This is a genomic window from Sphingosinicella xenopeptidilytica (assembly GCF_042676985.1).
GTDB lineage: Bacteria > Pseudomonadota > Alphaproteobacteria > Sphingomonadales > Sphingomonadaceae > Sphingosinicella > Sphingosinicella xenopeptidilytica.
The window spans coordinates 680,239-694,504 of sequence record NZ_JBHTIK010000015.1; the positions used below are offsets into that span (position 1 = coordinate 680,239).

The 14,266-nt window shown below is 64.2% G+C and carries 16 protein-coding genes; 9 read left to right on the forward strand and 7 right to left on the reverse strand.

All coding sequences use genetic code 11. The features are described 5' to 3' along the window. Position 1: 1 nt before the first annotated feature. Positions 2–376 (reverse strand): UrcA family protein, encoded by a 375-nt coding sequence (locus ACFQ00_RS19915; RefSeq protein ID WP_381495194.1) that lies wholly within the window; start codon positions 374–376, stop codon positions 2–4. A 291-nt stretch (positions 377–667) separates the two neighbouring features. Between ACFQ00_RS19915 and ACFQ00_RS19920 the strand changes: the two genes are divergently transcribed. The 4 genes from ACFQ00_RS19920 (at position 668) to uvrA (ending at position 6,414) form a co-directional block, all read left to right on the forward strand. Continuing rightward, the gene (locus ACFQ00_RS19920) at positions 668–1,702 is read left to right on the forward strand and encodes a cupin-like domain-containing protein (protein WP_381495197.1); all 1,035 of its coding nucleotides are present in this window, start codon (positions 668–670) and stop codon (positions 1,700–1,702) included. A 47-nt stretch (positions 1,703–1,749) separates the two neighbouring features. Beyond that, positions 1,750–2,496, forward strand: a complete 747-nt coding sequence (locus tag ACFQ00_RS19925; protein ID WP_381495200.1) for a sulfite exporter TauE/SafE family protein — start codon at positions 1,750–1,752, stop codon at positions 2,494–2,496. Between the two features lie 150 nt (positions 2,497–2,646). After that, the gene (locus ACFQ00_RS19930; protein ID WP_381495203.1) at positions 2,647–3,324 is read left to right on the forward strand and encodes a PEP-CTERM sorting domain-containing protein; all 678 of its coding nucleotides are present in this window, start codon (positions 2,647–2,649) and stop codon (positions 3,322–3,324) included. Positions 3,325–3,477: 153 nt separating this feature from the next. After that, entirely contained in the window at positions 3,478–6,414 is a 2,937-nt protein-coding gene (gene uvrA / locus ACFQ00_RS19935; protein ID WP_381495207.1) for an excinuclease ABC subunit UvrA, read from the forward strand. Between the two features lie 3 nt (positions 6,415–6,417). On the opposite strand, the gene ACFQ00_RS19940 is transcribed toward uvrA, so the two are convergent. Continuing rightward, entirely contained in the window at positions 6,418–6,840 is a 423-nt protein-coding gene (locus ACFQ00_RS19940) for an RrF2 family transcriptional regulator (protein ID WP_381495210.1), read from the reverse strand. Between the two features lie 104 nt (positions 6,841–6,944). Here ACFQ00_RS19940 and ACFQ00_RS19945 point away from each other — a divergent pair, with 104 nt between their 5' ends. Then, the gene (locus tag ACFQ00_RS19945) at positions 6,945–7,328 is read left to right on the forward strand and encodes a group III truncated hemoglobin (RefSeq protein WP_381495213.1); all 384 of its coding nucleotides are present in this window, start codon (positions 6,945–6,947) and stop codon (positions 7,326–7,328) included. 1 nt (position 7,329) lies between these two features. Beyond that, on the forward strand, positions 7,330–7,602 hold the full coding sequence (locus tag ACFQ00_RS19950; protein ID WP_381495217.1) for a DUF1971 domain-containing protein: 273 nt from the start codon (positions 7,330–7,332) through the stop codon (positions 7,600–7,602). 114 nt (positions 7,603–7,716) lie between these two features. On the opposite strand, the gene ACFQ00_RS19955 is transcribed toward ACFQ00_RS19950, so the two are convergent. Continuing rightward, positions 7,717–8,445, reverse strand: a complete 729-nt coding sequence (locus ACFQ00_RS19955; RefSeq protein WP_381495220.1) for a hypothetical protein — start codon at positions 8,443–8,445, stop codon at positions 7,717–7,719. A gap of 269 nt (positions 8,446–8,714) precedes the next feature. Here ACFQ00_RS19955 and ACFQ00_RS19960 point away from each other — a divergent pair, with 269 nt between their 5' ends. Next, positions 8,715–9,188: a DUF2721 domain-containing protein gene (locus ACFQ00_RS19960; protein WP_374593783.1), complete on the forward strand. Its 474-nt coding sequence runs from the start codon at positions 8,715–8,717 to the stop codon at positions 9,186–9,188. Here ACFQ00_RS19960 and ACFQ00_RS19965 read toward each other — a convergent pair. From ACFQ00_RS19965 to ACFQ00_RS19975, 3 genes are all read right to left on the reverse strand, one after another. Next, positions 9,169–10,893, reverse strand: a complete 1,725-nt coding sequence (locus ACFQ00_RS19965) for a recombinase family protein (protein ID WP_381495223.1) — start codon at positions 10,891–10,893, stop codon at positions 9,169–9,171. The two genes, ACFQ00_RS19960 and ACFQ00_RS19965, sit on opposite strands and share 20 nt — an antisense overlap. Before the next feature lie 97 nt (positions 10,894–10,990). Next, the gene (locus ACFQ00_RS19970; RefSeq protein ID WP_381495226.1) at positions 10,991–11,173 is read right to left on the reverse strand and encodes a hypothetical protein; all 183 of its coding nucleotides are present in this window, start codon (positions 11,171–11,173) and stop codon (positions 10,991–10,993) included. Then, complete coding sequence (locus ACFQ00_RS19975; protein WP_381495229.1) at positions 11,160–11,393, reverse strand: helix-turn-helix transcriptional regulator; 234 nt, start codon at positions 11,391–11,393, stop codon at positions 11,160–11,162. The genes ACFQ00_RS19970 and ACFQ00_RS19975 overlap by 14 nt, the downstream gene beginning before the upstream one ends. 467 nt (positions 11,394–11,860) lie before the next feature. Between ACFQ00_RS19975 and ACFQ00_RS19980 the strand changes: the two genes are divergently transcribed. Continuing rightward, on the forward strand, positions 11,861–12,265 hold the full coding sequence (locus tag ACFQ00_RS19980; protein ID WP_381495232.1) for a sigma factor-like helix-turn-helix DNA-binding protein: 405 nt from the start codon (positions 11,861–11,863) through the stop codon (positions 12,263–12,265). Positions 12,266–12,349: 84 nt separating this feature from the next. Next, the gene (locus ACFQ00_RS19985; protein WP_381495235.1) at positions 12,350–13,273 is read left to right on the forward strand and encodes a HEPN domain-containing protein; all 924 of its coding nucleotides are present in this window, start codon (positions 12,350–12,352) and stop codon (positions 13,271–13,273) included. A 126-nt stretch (positions 13,274–13,399) separates the two neighbouring features. Here the strand turns inward: ACFQ00_RS19985 and ACFQ00_RS19990 are convergent, their stop codons facing one another. Beyond that, complete coding sequence (locus tag ACFQ00_RS19990; protein WP_381495238.1) at positions 13,400–14,011, reverse strand: hypothetical protein; 612 nt, start codon at positions 14,009–14,011, stop codon at positions 13,400–13,402. Positions 14,012–14,266: the final 255 nt, after the last annotated feature.

The following is a 14,266-nucleotide window of genomic DNA, read 5'->3' on the forward strand; positions in this document are numbered from 1 at the left end:
GTTACGGCATCGCGATCGTGATCGCCCCGCCGGCGTTCGCAGCGACCTGCGTACCGGCGTTGTTGATCGCGGCGGTGATCTGCGGCGCGGCGCTCGCGATCGCGGCGTTACGGCATTCCATCGAAAGCGCGTCGCGGCGCATATCCTGGCGTCCACCTTCGAAGCACATCGCATTGGCGGCGCGGCGCACGCGGCCGTGCAGCGTCTTCACGCCGGCATCGCTGGCAAGGTTGAGATCGCCGTATTTCACATGGGCCACCGGGCGCACCGTGTTCGCTTCAACGATGGTTTCATCCATGGCATAGGCTGCGGGAACGAAAGCGGCGGTCGTCATTGCGGCGGCGAACGCAATCGCGCTGATCTTCACGAGGGTCATCGAGGGCGGTCCTTCCTGTTTCGCCTGTGGGAGGCGGAGAATTTCTGGCTGCGAACCGGGAACGTCCGGACTTGCTGGGACTGTGGGGTCCGTCGCTCCCGATCCGCATCCTGTAGATACCGTGCTTCGTTTGTCGTCGCCGCACCGCTTCGATTGCCCGCGAAGCCCACTCGACGAACGATCATTGCCGTCGACGAACGGCTGACAGCGCCTGACGAAAACGACTATGTGTCAAATCGGTGAAACATCGACCGCCCATAGACGGCGCACGAACACGATGATCGGGCAGGCATGAGCAAGATGAGGAAGGCGGGCGGCGGCGGCGCGGCTGCAATGAATGACGATCTCCGCCGCGAGATCGCGGAGGCGCTGCTCGGCGGCGATGACCCCGCTCGCCTTGCGCAGCGGATCGCGAGCCGAGGCATCGGCCATGCGCTCGCCGTGTCGGAAATCGAGCGCGCCCGGAAGAGTCCTTACTTCGCCGCCGGAGAGCGATTGCGCCAGCGCCTCCAGAAGCGCGATTGGTTCCTCGCCAACTATGCGAAACTCGCAGCGCCCGCCTCAGGCGAAGTGCCGCGCGTCCACGCACCCTCCGCCGAAACGTTCTTCGCCGATTATTTTGCCGCGCACCGCCCCGTCGTCCTCACCGGCCTCGTCGATCACTGGCCCGCGATGCAGCGCTGGTCGCTCGATGATTTCGAAGCCCGTCTCGGCAATGCCGAAGTCCGCGTGCAATGGGGCCGCGAAGCCGACAAGGACTATGAGCGCAATTCGGATGCGCACGGCGCAGTGCACCCCTTCCGTGAGATCATCGCCCGCCTGCGCGCCAGCGAGACCGCGCCGACGAACGATTTCTACGTCACCGCCAACAACCACACGCACAACCGCGAAGCCCTCGCCCCGCTCTATGCGGACACTGGCCCCATCCCCGGCTACCTCGCCGAACCCGGCGGCCCCGGCGGTTTCCTCGGGATCGGCCCCAAAGGCACGATCACCCCGTGGCACCACGATCTCACCAACAATCTTCTCTTGCAGATTTCCGGCCGCAAACGTGTCCGCCTCGTCTCCAGCCACCACAGCGCACTGATGCGCAACACCCGCCACTGTTTCAGCGACTGGGGCGGCGAGCCCCTCGAACCCGGCCCCGGCGACGGCACCCGCCCACCCGTGATGATCGCCGACCTCGCCCCCGGCGAAGCCCTCTTCCTCCCCGTCGGCTGGTGGCACCACGTCGAGGGTCTCGACGTCACCATCGGCATGAGCTTCACGAACTTCGCCCGCGACAACGATTTCTGGTCGCACTACGCAAGCTACGGAGCAGTTTAGGCAACGCTCGCGCTGGCCTCCCCCGGAACAGCGTCTATAGATTTCGCATGGAGCAGACCGTTTTCCTTGTCGCGGCCGTCGCGACGACGTTCTTCCTCGCGGGTATCGTCAAGGGCGTCACCGGCATGGGCCTGCCGACTGTGGCCATGGGCGTTCTCGGCGCGCTCCTGTCGCCGCTGACCGCTGCGGCGCTCCTGCTGCTTCCATCCTTCATCACCAATGTCTGGCAGCTTGTCTCCGGTCCGCACGTCATGGCCCTGCTGCGAAGACTGTGGCCGATGATGGCGACGATCATGATCGGCACGCTGGCGAGTTCCGCATTGCTCGCCGGAGGCGACACACGGCTGACAACATCGCTCCTCGGCGGCGTCCTCGTTATCTACGCGTCCTACACGCTGCTTGCGCGTCCGCTGCGGGTTTCGACGGGCAGTGAGCGCTGGGCTTCTCCCCTCATCGGCCTGATCACCGGCATCGTCACAGGTGGAACCGGTGTCTTCGTCATCCCCGCTGTGCCCTATCTCCAGGCGCTGGGTTTCGAGAAGGACGACCTCGTGCAGGCGCTCGGCCTCTCGTTCACCGTCTCCACGATCGCGCTTGCCGCAGGGTTGCTCTGGCATGGCGCAGTGCCGAAAGGCGACATGCTGATGTCCACGCTGGCCATCATCCCCGCGCTGCTTGGCATGGCCGCGGGTCAGCTCATCCGCGCCCGGATCAGCCCGCCTGTCTTCCGCCGCGTCTTCCTCGTGGGTCTTTTGTTGCTCGGCCTCGAAATGGCGCTGCGCGTCGTCCGTTAAAGTACGAAGGCAAGCGAAGCACCCCATCCTGCGGGCGTCACCCAATCGTTACCCCCTCGTCATCCCCCCGACGCACCCGATGGTTAACAAAGACCCATCGACAACCGCCGACCGCCCTCCGGCGCGTCGGCCGCAACGGGGACATTTGCGATGCGTCACTTCCTTTCCGCCGCCGCGATGGCGATGCTCGTTTCCACCGGCGCGCAGGCCGGTCTCGTCAAGGTCAGCTTCACGGGCACCAACTCCAGCCCCGCCGCGCCCAACGTGTTCGGCACCGCCGTACCGACGATCAGCGGCTACGTGATCTACGACGACGAGACCGCCGGCACGCCCTTCGTCGTCAACGCGACGCGCTCGGCCTACAATTACGCGGGCGCCATCAAGGAGATCGGCTTCGATCTCGGCAGCGGCATCGGCGGCACCGCGAACGGCAACCTCGGCTCGATGCAGGTCTCCGATCAGTTCACCGTCGGGCAGGATCGCCTGTCGTTCAACAACATCTTCCTCACGCCGGCCCAGACGACGGGCGAGCCCGCCGGCACCGTCCAGTTCCAGGTGACGATCGGCCTGTCCGGCCCCTTCTCCGCGCTCTCGACCTCGGACCTGCCCGGCGTGTTCGATCCGGCGATCTTCACCGGCCAGAAAAACTTCTCGCTGTTCGTCAATCGCGGCACGGGCGCGCCGCCCGCGGGCGCCGTCAGCTTCAACTTCAACTTCGACAGCCTCACAGTGACACCATACGGCACCGAGGTTCCCGAGCCCGCCACGCTGGCACTGTTCGGCCTCGGCGCGGCCGCCGTCGGCCTGCGCCGCCGCAAATCCGCCTGACCTGTTGCCCGAAACGGCGGATCGGCGCCCGAGCCCGGTCCGCCGTCTGGCGTCCTTGCCAAGCGCGCCTGCTGCCCCCATCTGCTGTCTTCCCCCGGCGCCGTTTTGCGGCTAGTGTCCGACCGGAACAAACAGGAAACGACAGCCCTCCTTATGCTGACCCACATTTCGATCCGCGGCGCGCGTGAGCACAACCTCAAGAACATCAGCCTCGATATTCCGCGCGAAACGCTGACGGTGGTCACGGGCCTGTCCGGCTCCGGCAAGTCGTCCCTCGCCTTCGACACGATCTACGCGGAAGGCCAGCGCCGCTATGTCGAGTCGCTCTCCGCCTACGCGCGGCAGTTCCTCGAACTGATGCAGAAGCCCGACATCGATCATATCGACGGTCTCTCCCCCGCCATCTCCATCGAGCAGAAGACCACCTCGAAGAACCCGCGCTCCACGGTCGCCACCGTCACCGAGATCTACGACTACATGCGGCTCCTGTGGGCGCGCGTCGGCATCCCCTATTCGCCCGCCACCGGCGAACCGATCGCCGCGCAGCAGGTCAGCCAGATGGTCGACCGCGTGATGGCGATGCCCGAAGGCACGCGCCTCATGCTGCTCGCGCCCGTCGTGCGCGGACGCAAAGGTGAGTACCGCAAGGAAATCGCCGAGTGGCGGCGCACCGGCTTCCAGCGCGTCAAGATCGACGGCACCGTCTACCCCATTGAAGAGGCCCCCGCGCTCGACAAGAAATACAAGCACGACATCGACGTGGTCGTGGACCGCCTCGTCGTGAAGGCCGGCCTTGAAACCCGCCTCGCGGACAGTTTCGAAACCGCGCTCGGCCTCGCCGAAGGTCTTGCGGTGGTCGAGCTCGTCGATGCCAAGAAAGGCGGAGGCGAGCGCATCCTGTTCTCGCAGAAGTTCGCCTGCCCCGTCTCCGGCTTCACGATCCCGGAAATCGAGCCGCGCCTGTTCTCATTCAACTCGCCGCACGGCGCCTGCCCCGCCTGCGACGGCCTCGGCGAGCGGCTCTACTTCGATCCCGAACTCGTCGTCCCGAACCAGAACCTCAGCATCGAGCAGGGCGCGGTGGTGCCGTGGGCGAAGTCCAACCCGCCCTCACCTTATTATATGCAGGTGCTCCGCTCCGTCGCGCGCGCCTATGACTTCTCGCTGCGCACGCCGTGGAACGAGCTGCCCGAGGAAATCCAGGACGTCGTGCTGAACGGCACCGGCGGCGTTCCGATCACGCTCCGCTTCGAGGACGGCCGCAAGACCTACGAGGTCAAGAAGCCGTTCGAGGGCGTCGTCAACAATCTCGATCGCCGCTGGCGCGAGACGGACAGCCAGTGGATGCGCGACGAGCTTTCGCGCTTCCAGTCCGCCGCGCCCTGCGAAACCTGCAACGGCGCCCGCCTGAAGCCCGAAGCGCTCGCCGTGAAGATCGCCGGCGAGACGATCGCCGACGCCGTCCGACGCCCGGTCGGTGATGCCTTCCGCTGGGCGAAGGGCCTCCCCGCCCATCTCAATGATCAGCAGAAGCAGATCGCCGAACGCATCCTGAAAGAGATCGTCGAGCGCCTCGGCTTCCTCGACAACGTCGGCCTCGAATACCTCAATCTTGATCGCAAGTCGGGCACGCTCTCCGGCGGCGAGTCGCAGCGCATCCGCCTCGCGAGCCAGATCGGCAGCGGCCTTTCCGGCGTGCTCTACGTGCTCGACGAGCCCTCGATCGGCCTCCACCAGCGCGACAACGACCGCCTGCTCGAAACGCTGAAGCGCCTGCGCGATCTCGGCAACACCGTGCTCGTCGTCGAGCATGACGAAGACGCGATCCGCACTGCCGACCACGTCATCGACATGGGTCCCGGCGCGGGCGCGCACGGCGGGCAGGTCGTCGCGGAGGGCACGCTCGCCGACATCCTCGCCAACCCGAACAGCCTCACCGGCGATTATCTCTCCGGCCGCCGCGCCGTGCCGGTGCCGGAGGTGCGCCGCAAGGGCAACGGCAAAAAGCTCACCGTGAAGGGCGCGCGCGCGAACAACCTCAAGGACATCAACGTCTCGATCCCGCTCGGCACCTTCACCTGCATCACCGGCGTCTCGGGCTCGGGCAAATCGACCTTCACGATCGACACGCTCTACGCCGCCGCCGCGCGGGCGCTGAACGGCGCGCGCCTCGTCTCGGCGCAGGTTGATGACATCAAGGGCCTCGAACATCTCGACAAGGTCATCGACATCGACCAGTCGCCCATCGGCCGCACGCCGCGTTCGAACCCCGCCACGTACACGGGCGCCTTCACCAACATCCGCGACTGGTTCGCCGAACTCCCGGAATCGAAGGCGCGCGGCTACAAGCCCGGCCGGTTCAGCTTCAACGTCAAGGGCGGCCGCTGCGAGGCGTGCAAGGGCGACGGAATGCTCAAGATCGAGATGCACTTCCTGCCCGACGTCTACGTCACGTGCGACGTCTGCAAGGGCAAGCGCTACAACCGCGAAACGCTGGAGGTGAAGTTCAAGGGCAAGTCGATCGCCGACGTGCTCGACATGACGGTGGAGGACGCCGCCGAATTCTTCAAGGCCGTGCCGTCGATCCGCGACAAGATGAGTATGCTCGTCGAAGTCGGCCTCGGCTACATCCACGTCGGCCAGCAGGCGACGACGCTTTCGGGCGGCGAGGCGCAGCGCGTGAAGCTCGCGAAGGAACTCTCGCGCCGCTCCACGGGCAAGACGCTCTACATCCTCGACGAGCCGACGACCGGCCTCCATTTCGAGGACGTGCGCAAGCTTCTCGAGGTGCTGCACGCGCTCGTCGAGCAGGGCAACAGCATCGTCGTCATCGAGCACAACCTGGAGGTCATCAAGACCGCAGACTGGATTATCGACCTTGGCCCCGAAGGCGGCAACGCGGGCGGCAACGTGGTTGCCGAAGGCACCCCCGAAACCGTGTCGAAGGTCGCGGCCAGCTACACCGCCCGCTACCTGAAACCCCTGCTCGAAAAGAAACCCCTCGCGGCCCCGATGCAGATGCCGAAACCAAAGGCAAAGCGGAAGTCGAAAGCGTCAGAACTGGCGCTGGAGGGCGAAGCGGCGGAGTAGCGGTCAGGCCGCCACGCCAAGCAGCGCACCGAGCGCGGCGCGCTTCCGCGTGATGTCGGCAAGCGAATAGCCGTCCAGCACCGCCATGAACGCACCAAGCGCCTCGCCGAGCGCCCCCGTGAGACCGCACGCCGGCGCGACGACACAGCCTCCGCAGTCGGCAAGCGCGTCCTCGCCCTCCGTATGGCGCACGAGGTCGCCGATGCCGATCTCCGCCGCGGGCCGTGCCAGCCGTATCCCGCCAAAGCGCCCGCGCTCGCTCGCGACATAGCCGGCGTTCGCGAGGTCATTGACGATCTTCATCAGGTGATTGCGCGAAATGGCGTAGGCATCGGCGATTTCGCCGATCGAACAAAGCCGGTCCGGATGCACGGCAAGATGCATCAGAACCCGCACCGCATAGTCCGTGTAACGCGTCAGCCGCACGCCGCCATTCCCTGCCATTTCGTCGCACGCACATTATATGTATTTTAAATACATCTTTCAAAGCCCATGATTGCCGGTGTGCAAAAACGAGTCGGAGCCAGGGAATGGACATCGACGACGACCAACTGAAGACGCTAGTCGACGTGTTCTATGCGCGCGTGCGCACGGATCCGGAGCTTGGCCCTATCTTCAATGATGTCATCGGAGACTGGCCGGAACATCTTGAAAAACTGACAGCCTTCTGGTCGTCGGTGATGCTGACGAGCGGGCGCTACAAGGGCAATCCGATGATGGCGCATCTGAAGCACATCCGTCGCATCACCCCCGCGCTGTTCGATCGCTGGCTTGCGCTCTGGGCCCGAACGACAAGCGATGTCATGTCGCCCGCCGCCGCCGCCGCGCTGCAGGAAAAGGCGCAGCGCATCAGCGAAAGCCTCCAGTACGCGATGTTCCACCGGCCCGGCGCGGCCGCGCGGCAGGTCGCCTGAGATGCCCGCCCCCTACCGCTCGACGCCGGTGTTCGACGAGCGCACCCTGCCCGATGCGCTCCGCAGGCGTCACAACACGAAGGCGGGCGTCTGGGGTGTCGTCCGCGTGCTCGAAGGCCGCCTGAAGCTCACCTATCTCGATCCGCCGTCGGACGTGGTTCTGGAACAGGGCGGCTCCGGCCTGCTGCTGCCGCAACAGGATCATTTCGTCGAACCGCTCGGGCCGATGAAGATGCGCGTCGATTTCTACGATGCACCGCCCGATCGCGAGTGATCGGCACGGCCGCGCGGCAGGTCGCGTGAATCTCGCCGATCTCGATCCGTCGCCGAACCGGCGCTGAAGGGCAACGCGGCGGAGCAGGTACTCCGCCGCTCGCCGTATCATTCGTCAGGGTTGCGGCTTCGTCGTCACGCCCTCTGCTTCCGCAGCGGGAACCACGACCGCTGTCGTCGTCGACTGAACCGCGGTTTCCGTTGCCGCCGGGACAACATCACTGCTCGCGGTCGCCGCGGCGGCTGGCGTGGCGACCAGCAGCGGCAACACCGAAGGCCGGCGGACGTTCAGCACGAGATCGTCCTTCGTGTGCACCGCGAGTTCGCGTCCGCGCGGAACAATGCCTGACTTGCCCGTGATGAAGGCCGCAAACACACCCGCCGCGACCACGCCAGCGACGGTCCCCACCGTGTTGCCTTCACCTTCCTGGCGGAAGGTGCCGACCAGCGGCAAACGCTGTCCCTGCACCTCCACATAGCGGAGCGCGATATCCATCTTGCCGGACTTGCCGAACGCACCCTTGCCCGTCCGCCACGTGATTTCGCCGGCGGCGCGCGCGCCCTTCGGAATGGCCACCTGATCGCCCACCTTCGCGTCGTGTACGACGGTCATGTAAAATGTATCGCCCTGCACGTTCCGCTTGGTGTTCAGCTCTTCGTTCATGCTGAGCAGAAGCTCTGTATTCGCCGGCAGCACCATGCGTGTCAGCGCGGGCTGCTCCGGTTCCGCAGCAGACACTTCCACGGCAACCGCGGGCTCTGGCGCCGCGGGGACAGCCGCAAGAGCGGCAGGCGGGGCGGCGGGCGCCTGCGCGAACGCGCCGCTGGCAAGCAACGAGGCCAAGCTCAAAGCCGCAATACAGCGATGGGCGCGATGCGCCCGGTTGGATGACTTCATGATTTCCCCCGTTCCGGCGAGAATTTGCCGTTCCAGGGCAATACCAGCAAGTCCAATCAAAGAACAACTATCAGATTCAACTTCATCGTTTCTTGTTCGCACCATTTCGATCCTTGCCGAACTTTCGTGACGTGCAATCATGGTGACACGCCGCGTTTCCACTCGATCGACTGGCCGGATTGACTGACAGCCCGCGCCCGGCAAGGGTGCGGGCCATGGACCCCTCACCCTTCACAGGCGTGCAGATCGCCGACATCGGCCACGCCGTTCAGCTCGCGATCGCGCCCGTGTTTCTTATCGCGGGCATCGGCGCGCTGCTCAACGTGATGGCGAACCGGCTGGGCCGCGTCGTCGACCGTGCCCGCGCGCTCGAACGGGATATCAACGGCTACGACGAGACGATGCGCAGCCGGGCGATGGCCGAGCTTGTCGTGCTCGATCGCCGCATGGTGCTGGTGCACTGGGCGATCTATGCGTGCGTCGCGAGCGCGCTCGCGATCTGCCTCGTCATCGGCGTGCTGTTCGTGGGCGATCTTGCCGACGCGGCGGTGGGCACGATCGTCGCCGTCCTCTTTATCGCAGCCATGGCGCTCATCGTCACCGGCCTCATCATCTTCCTCGTCGAAACCGGCATCGCCACCCGCTCCGTCCGCGTCCGCCAGGAAGTCCTCAAACACAAAGCGGAATGACACCAAGACACACGCGAAACGGGGCGCAGAGCCGTTCAGGCCGTGGCGAAAATGGTGGATTTCGAGAACCCGATACCGCCTTCTGCGTAACACGGCGAGGTTGCGGCCCGTCCGGCCCATCGTCCCCAACGAAGTCCAGGATGCCCATGAGCTCGCCGTGGAGCGTGGCATGAACCTCGCCGCGTTTGTCGCCGGGGAACAGCACGATCTTGCCGACGAGCGACCGTATATCGGCCGCAGCCTCGGCGCGGGTTTCAGGGTCGTCGAGCGTTTCGACGAGTCGCTCGACCTTGCGCCGGTAGACCTCGGCGATGCCGGGATGAATGTCAGGCACGCTGGCGGGCGCCTCTGACAGTCTTGCTGTGATGTCAGCTTTCTGCCGCTCAAGCTCAGCCATGCGAGCTTTCATGGCCGGCTGATACATGCCGTCCTCGATCGCTGCCATGATCCCGGCGATGGCCCGTTCGACCTTGCCGAGTGCCTGCCGGTCGGTGTCGGCCTTTGCCCGGCGCTCACGATTCGTATCGTTGATGTGCTGCGCATAGGCTTTGACCGCAGCCTCAACCTTCTCGGGCGAGACGAGCCTGTCGCGGATGCCGGCAAGCGCGCGTTCCTCAAGATGAGGGCGCCGGATCGAGCGCGGGTTGCTGCAGGTGCCGTGCCGGTGGCGGTTGATGCAGCCGTAGCGGTCCTTGACCACGATGCCGTAGACCCCACCACATACGCCGCACTCCAGAAGCCCCGAGAGCAGATGCACGGGACGGCGGAGTTCATTGAACTTCCGCGCCCGCGCCGCAACCATCCCCGCCGTCGCCGCCTCGAACCGCTGCGTCAGGACTGCCTGCTGGGCGCGCACGGCATGCCAAAGCGCATCGTCAACAATGCGAAGGTGTGGAACCTCGACCTCGACCCACTCTGCTTCGGGGTTGAGCCGGGCTACCTTCCGGCCCGTGGCCGGGTCCTTGAGATAGCGCTTGCGGTTCCACGAGAGCACACCGGCATAAAGCGCATTGTTGAGAATGCCGGTACCGCAGCTTGCGCGACCACGAATCGTCGTGTCGCGCCATGTCCTGCCGTCCGGGCCAGGAATGCCCTCGGCATTGAGGTCACGCGCAATCGCGCGCGGGCTGGTCCCGCAGGCGAACGCCTTGAAGATACGGCGCACCACCGCAGCTTCGGCCGGATCGATGGTGCGCTCGCCCCGGACGAGCTCACCGTCTCCCGTCAGGCGGCGCACGATCCGGTAGCCATAGGCGGCGCGGCTTGCGGAAAGCCCCTTCTCGATGCGCCCGCGCAGGCCGCGGTGCGTCTTCCTGGCGAGGTCTTTCAGGAACAGCGCGTTCATCGTGCCCTTGAGCCCGACATGAAGCTCGCTGATCTCGCCCTCAGCGAGTGTAACCAGCGTTACGCCCGCGAACTGCAGGTGCTTGTAAAGCGTCGCGACATCGGCCTGGTCGCGCGACACGCGGTCGAGCGCCTCGGCGAGCACCACGTTAAACAATCCGCGCTCGGCATCGCGCAGGAGCCGCCGGATGCCGGGTCGCAGCGTGACACTGGCGCCGGAGATGGCGGCATCCTCATAGGCCTGAACCTCGGCCCAGCTCTCGCGCTCTGCGCGCTCGCGGCAGATGCGAAGCTGATCCTCGATCGAGGCCGCACTCTGCTGGTCGGAGGAATAGCGTGCATAAAGCGCAACGCGGGTCATGCGTCATCACCTTCGGAAGAGAATAAAGGCCCCAGCCGGGAGACACCGTCGCATCAAGAGGACGGGGACATATGATCGGCGAGCCGCTGCGTGCATCCTACTTGCTGGCGCCGTCATTGTCATTGGCGGCCTTGCGCGCACGGATATGCTCGCGAGCGATGTGACGCCCGATCGCCTCGGCGATGCGCGTGAGCGCGGTATCGACGCCGGCGGGGTCGAGCGCTGCGGCATTGTCGTTCGCCACGGCAGGAACCGGCTCCGGCGCTTCATCCCCGGTCATGGCCGGCGCCGCAGATGTCCTCGTTGTCGTTCCCGGCCTCGTAGAACATGGGGTTCTTCATCCATGCGGTGACGGCGGACTCCCGCCAGCCGGTGCAGCGCGTGGCAATCCGGACCTGCCTCGGAAAGCTCCCGGCCTGCATCTTCCGGTAGAGGGTCGAACGGCTGAGCCCGGTGCGGTCAAGGACGGCCTTCAGGCGAAGAATACGGTCGTGGGACATGGTGACCTTCCCATAAATGGTTGGCAGCTTCCCCTACGCCGCACACGATGCCGCAAGGCCTGGCGGCGTCAAGAGTGGCGGAAATGCTGCCATCTCGCCGCAAACCGTCCCGTGGGATCGCCCGGGACGTCACCGGATGTCAGCGCACGTCAGTTCGCCGCCAAAGAAATTTTTGCAGGAGATCGCGGCGAAGCAGACCTTGCGTCCCATGATGTCCCGCGCGCCGGATCGGCGCGCGAATCAGGTGCCGGGCTTTTGCCCGGCGGCGTGTTGACCGGTCTGTTCAGGCGGGGAGCGGGCGTCACGGGACTTAGCCGGGCCGCGCCGGCCTGCAACCTGCCTGCGGCAGGTCTTCCACTCTCGTTCCAGCCCTTCGGGTGCAGGCCGCCTCATGCGGCCCGCTTGATCCCGTTCCTGCCGCCCGCCCCCGCCCTCCGGCCGGGGCTGCGGCTTTTGGCAGGAGAAAGATGATGAACGGCAAATCTGTACCTGAACCCGGTGCGCCCCTTGAACGCGACCGGCACGCAGTGATGCGGGTCTGGCTCAGGAAACTGCCCGAGCGGACGCTGATTGTGTTCATCGCCCACAGGGTCGAGGGCAAGTCCTACGCCGAGATCGCCGCTGAGCTGGGCATCGGCGAATGGCGCGTGCGCTGGCACATGCGCCGGGCCATCCGGCACATCGTGAAGATCGGCAGGCCCTACCGGGAGGCGTTCGAAGCGCTTGATCCCGTGTCGCAGCAGATCATGGAGCTCGCCTGGGATGGGCTGCTCAATGACCGCATCGCGCTGCGGTTGGGCCTCTCAGTGCGCGAAGTGGAAACCCGCATGGCGGGTGCACTGGTGGCGCTGCACAAGGCTACAACCCTCTGATCAGGGGGTTGTGGTTGCCATACCCGTGGCAACAGCCTGTTCTTGCAGTGCAAAGTCATGCCGCAGTTGCTAGGAAGGTCTCCTATGCGCACGAGCCTCGATCATCTTCCGCCCGCAAAGCAGCGCGAGCTCGAGCGCGCCCTTGAGATTCTGTTCGAGGAGTTCAACGACACCCTCGCGCTTGCCCAGCACCAGTGGAAGAAGAAGGGTCGCATCTCCAAGGTCATCCTCTACGGCAGCTATGCGCGCGGGGGCTGGGTCGATGAGCCGCATACCGCCAAGGGTTACAAGTCCGACTTCGACCTGCTCGTCATCGTCAACGACAAGCGCCTGACCGACTATGTAAAGTACTGGGCAAAGGCCGAGGAGCGGTTCCACCGCGAATACGGCATCACGAAGAGCATCAAGACCCCGGTCAACTTCATCGTGCATACGCTGCAGGAGGTGAACGACGGCCTTGCCCACGGCCGCTACTTCTTCATGGACGTCGCGAAAGACGGCATCGCGCTCTACCAGAGTGACGACAGCGTGCTGCATACGCCGAAGCCCAAGACGCCGAAGGACGCGCTCAAGATGGCGCGTGAGTACTATGAAGAATGGTATCCAAGTGCCGGTGAGTTTTACGATGATTTTCGTTCAAATGTAGAACGGCAGCGTTTTAAAAAAGCGGCTTTTGAACTGCATCAGTGTGTAGAACGCCTCTACCACTGCGTGCTTCTCGTCTGCACATTCTATACACCCCACGTTCACAATCTCGGTTTCTTGAGGTCGCAGGCCAACCTGATCGACCGCCGATTGATGTATGTCTGGCCTGAGGACAACCGTAAGCAGCGCGCGATATTCGAGAAGCTGAAGCAGGCCTATGTGAAGGCCCGCTACTCGAAGCACTATCGCATCAGCGCCGACGAGCTGGAGTGGCTTGGCGTGCAGGTCGAGGAACTCGGCCGCGTCGTCCATGCCGTGTGCAGCGAGCGCATTGCGGAGCTGGAAGCGACGGCTAAGAGCTAATTCGGGCTGTCGCTGCCTATCCGGTTACCTCGGAAAGCATGGGAAGCATTTAGTCAGCTGTTTACCTTCGCGCGTCTGACGCTCAAGAATCACAGCAGAGATGGCTGGCCGTCCCAATGCGTGCGATCATACGAGCTCAATTTGCAGATTGGACCTCTCTGGCACCAGCTCAGCGCCTTTGCGGAGCAGCGTACAAATGACCCGACTGGCGGGGACAAACGCGGCCTCATAGGAAAGTGCATGCCAGTCGATGTCCATCCGCGCGCCAATCTTATCTTGATGCAACTTGTCTCGAACGCTGAGTGTCCGTTCGATCGCATCATTGAGTCCGTGTTCACCCGTCTGATCGTAGACGTCGCACAATGCGGGCCGCCAATCGCTGCGGCCTATACGTCGGCCGTCGGCACCATCGTACCCGCTCTGGCTGAGCCAGTGCGCCGCCCCTAACCCTTCGACCACCGAGAACGTCGCCACACAGAATTCAAGAATCAAATTCTGAAAGTAAGATTCGAACAGCACTGCCCTCTGGTTTTGATTGCGCCATGCATGCGGAAGAATCAGTGCGGTCTTCAGCTCGAGTCCCACAATAAGATGCCGGAGGTTGGAGCTCAGGCGTCGCCGCACTTCGTTGTCGAGATCGTCCGGGATATTGTGATTTAACCATCTTATCCATTGGCTTGCGTCGGATAGATTGACCCAGCCGTCAGGCCGTTCGTCAGGTTCTGTGATGTAAAACATCAATCGATCTCTTGAGATAACGAACAGTCAGTAGAGGATCATATAGAATCGATGGTGAACCAAAAGCTCCGAAAATAGCAATGCCTTCTTAAATCTGACCAATGGGGAGGAGGCAAGCTCTTCGGATTTCGTCACAATGGAAACGCATCAATTCTCCCACTTCGTAGTATTCATCCCCATACGCTGTCCCCCGTCAGCACCTATGGCACAGATTTGAGGTTGTGATTTAAGGAGGATTTGGGCTTCGTCGTAGTG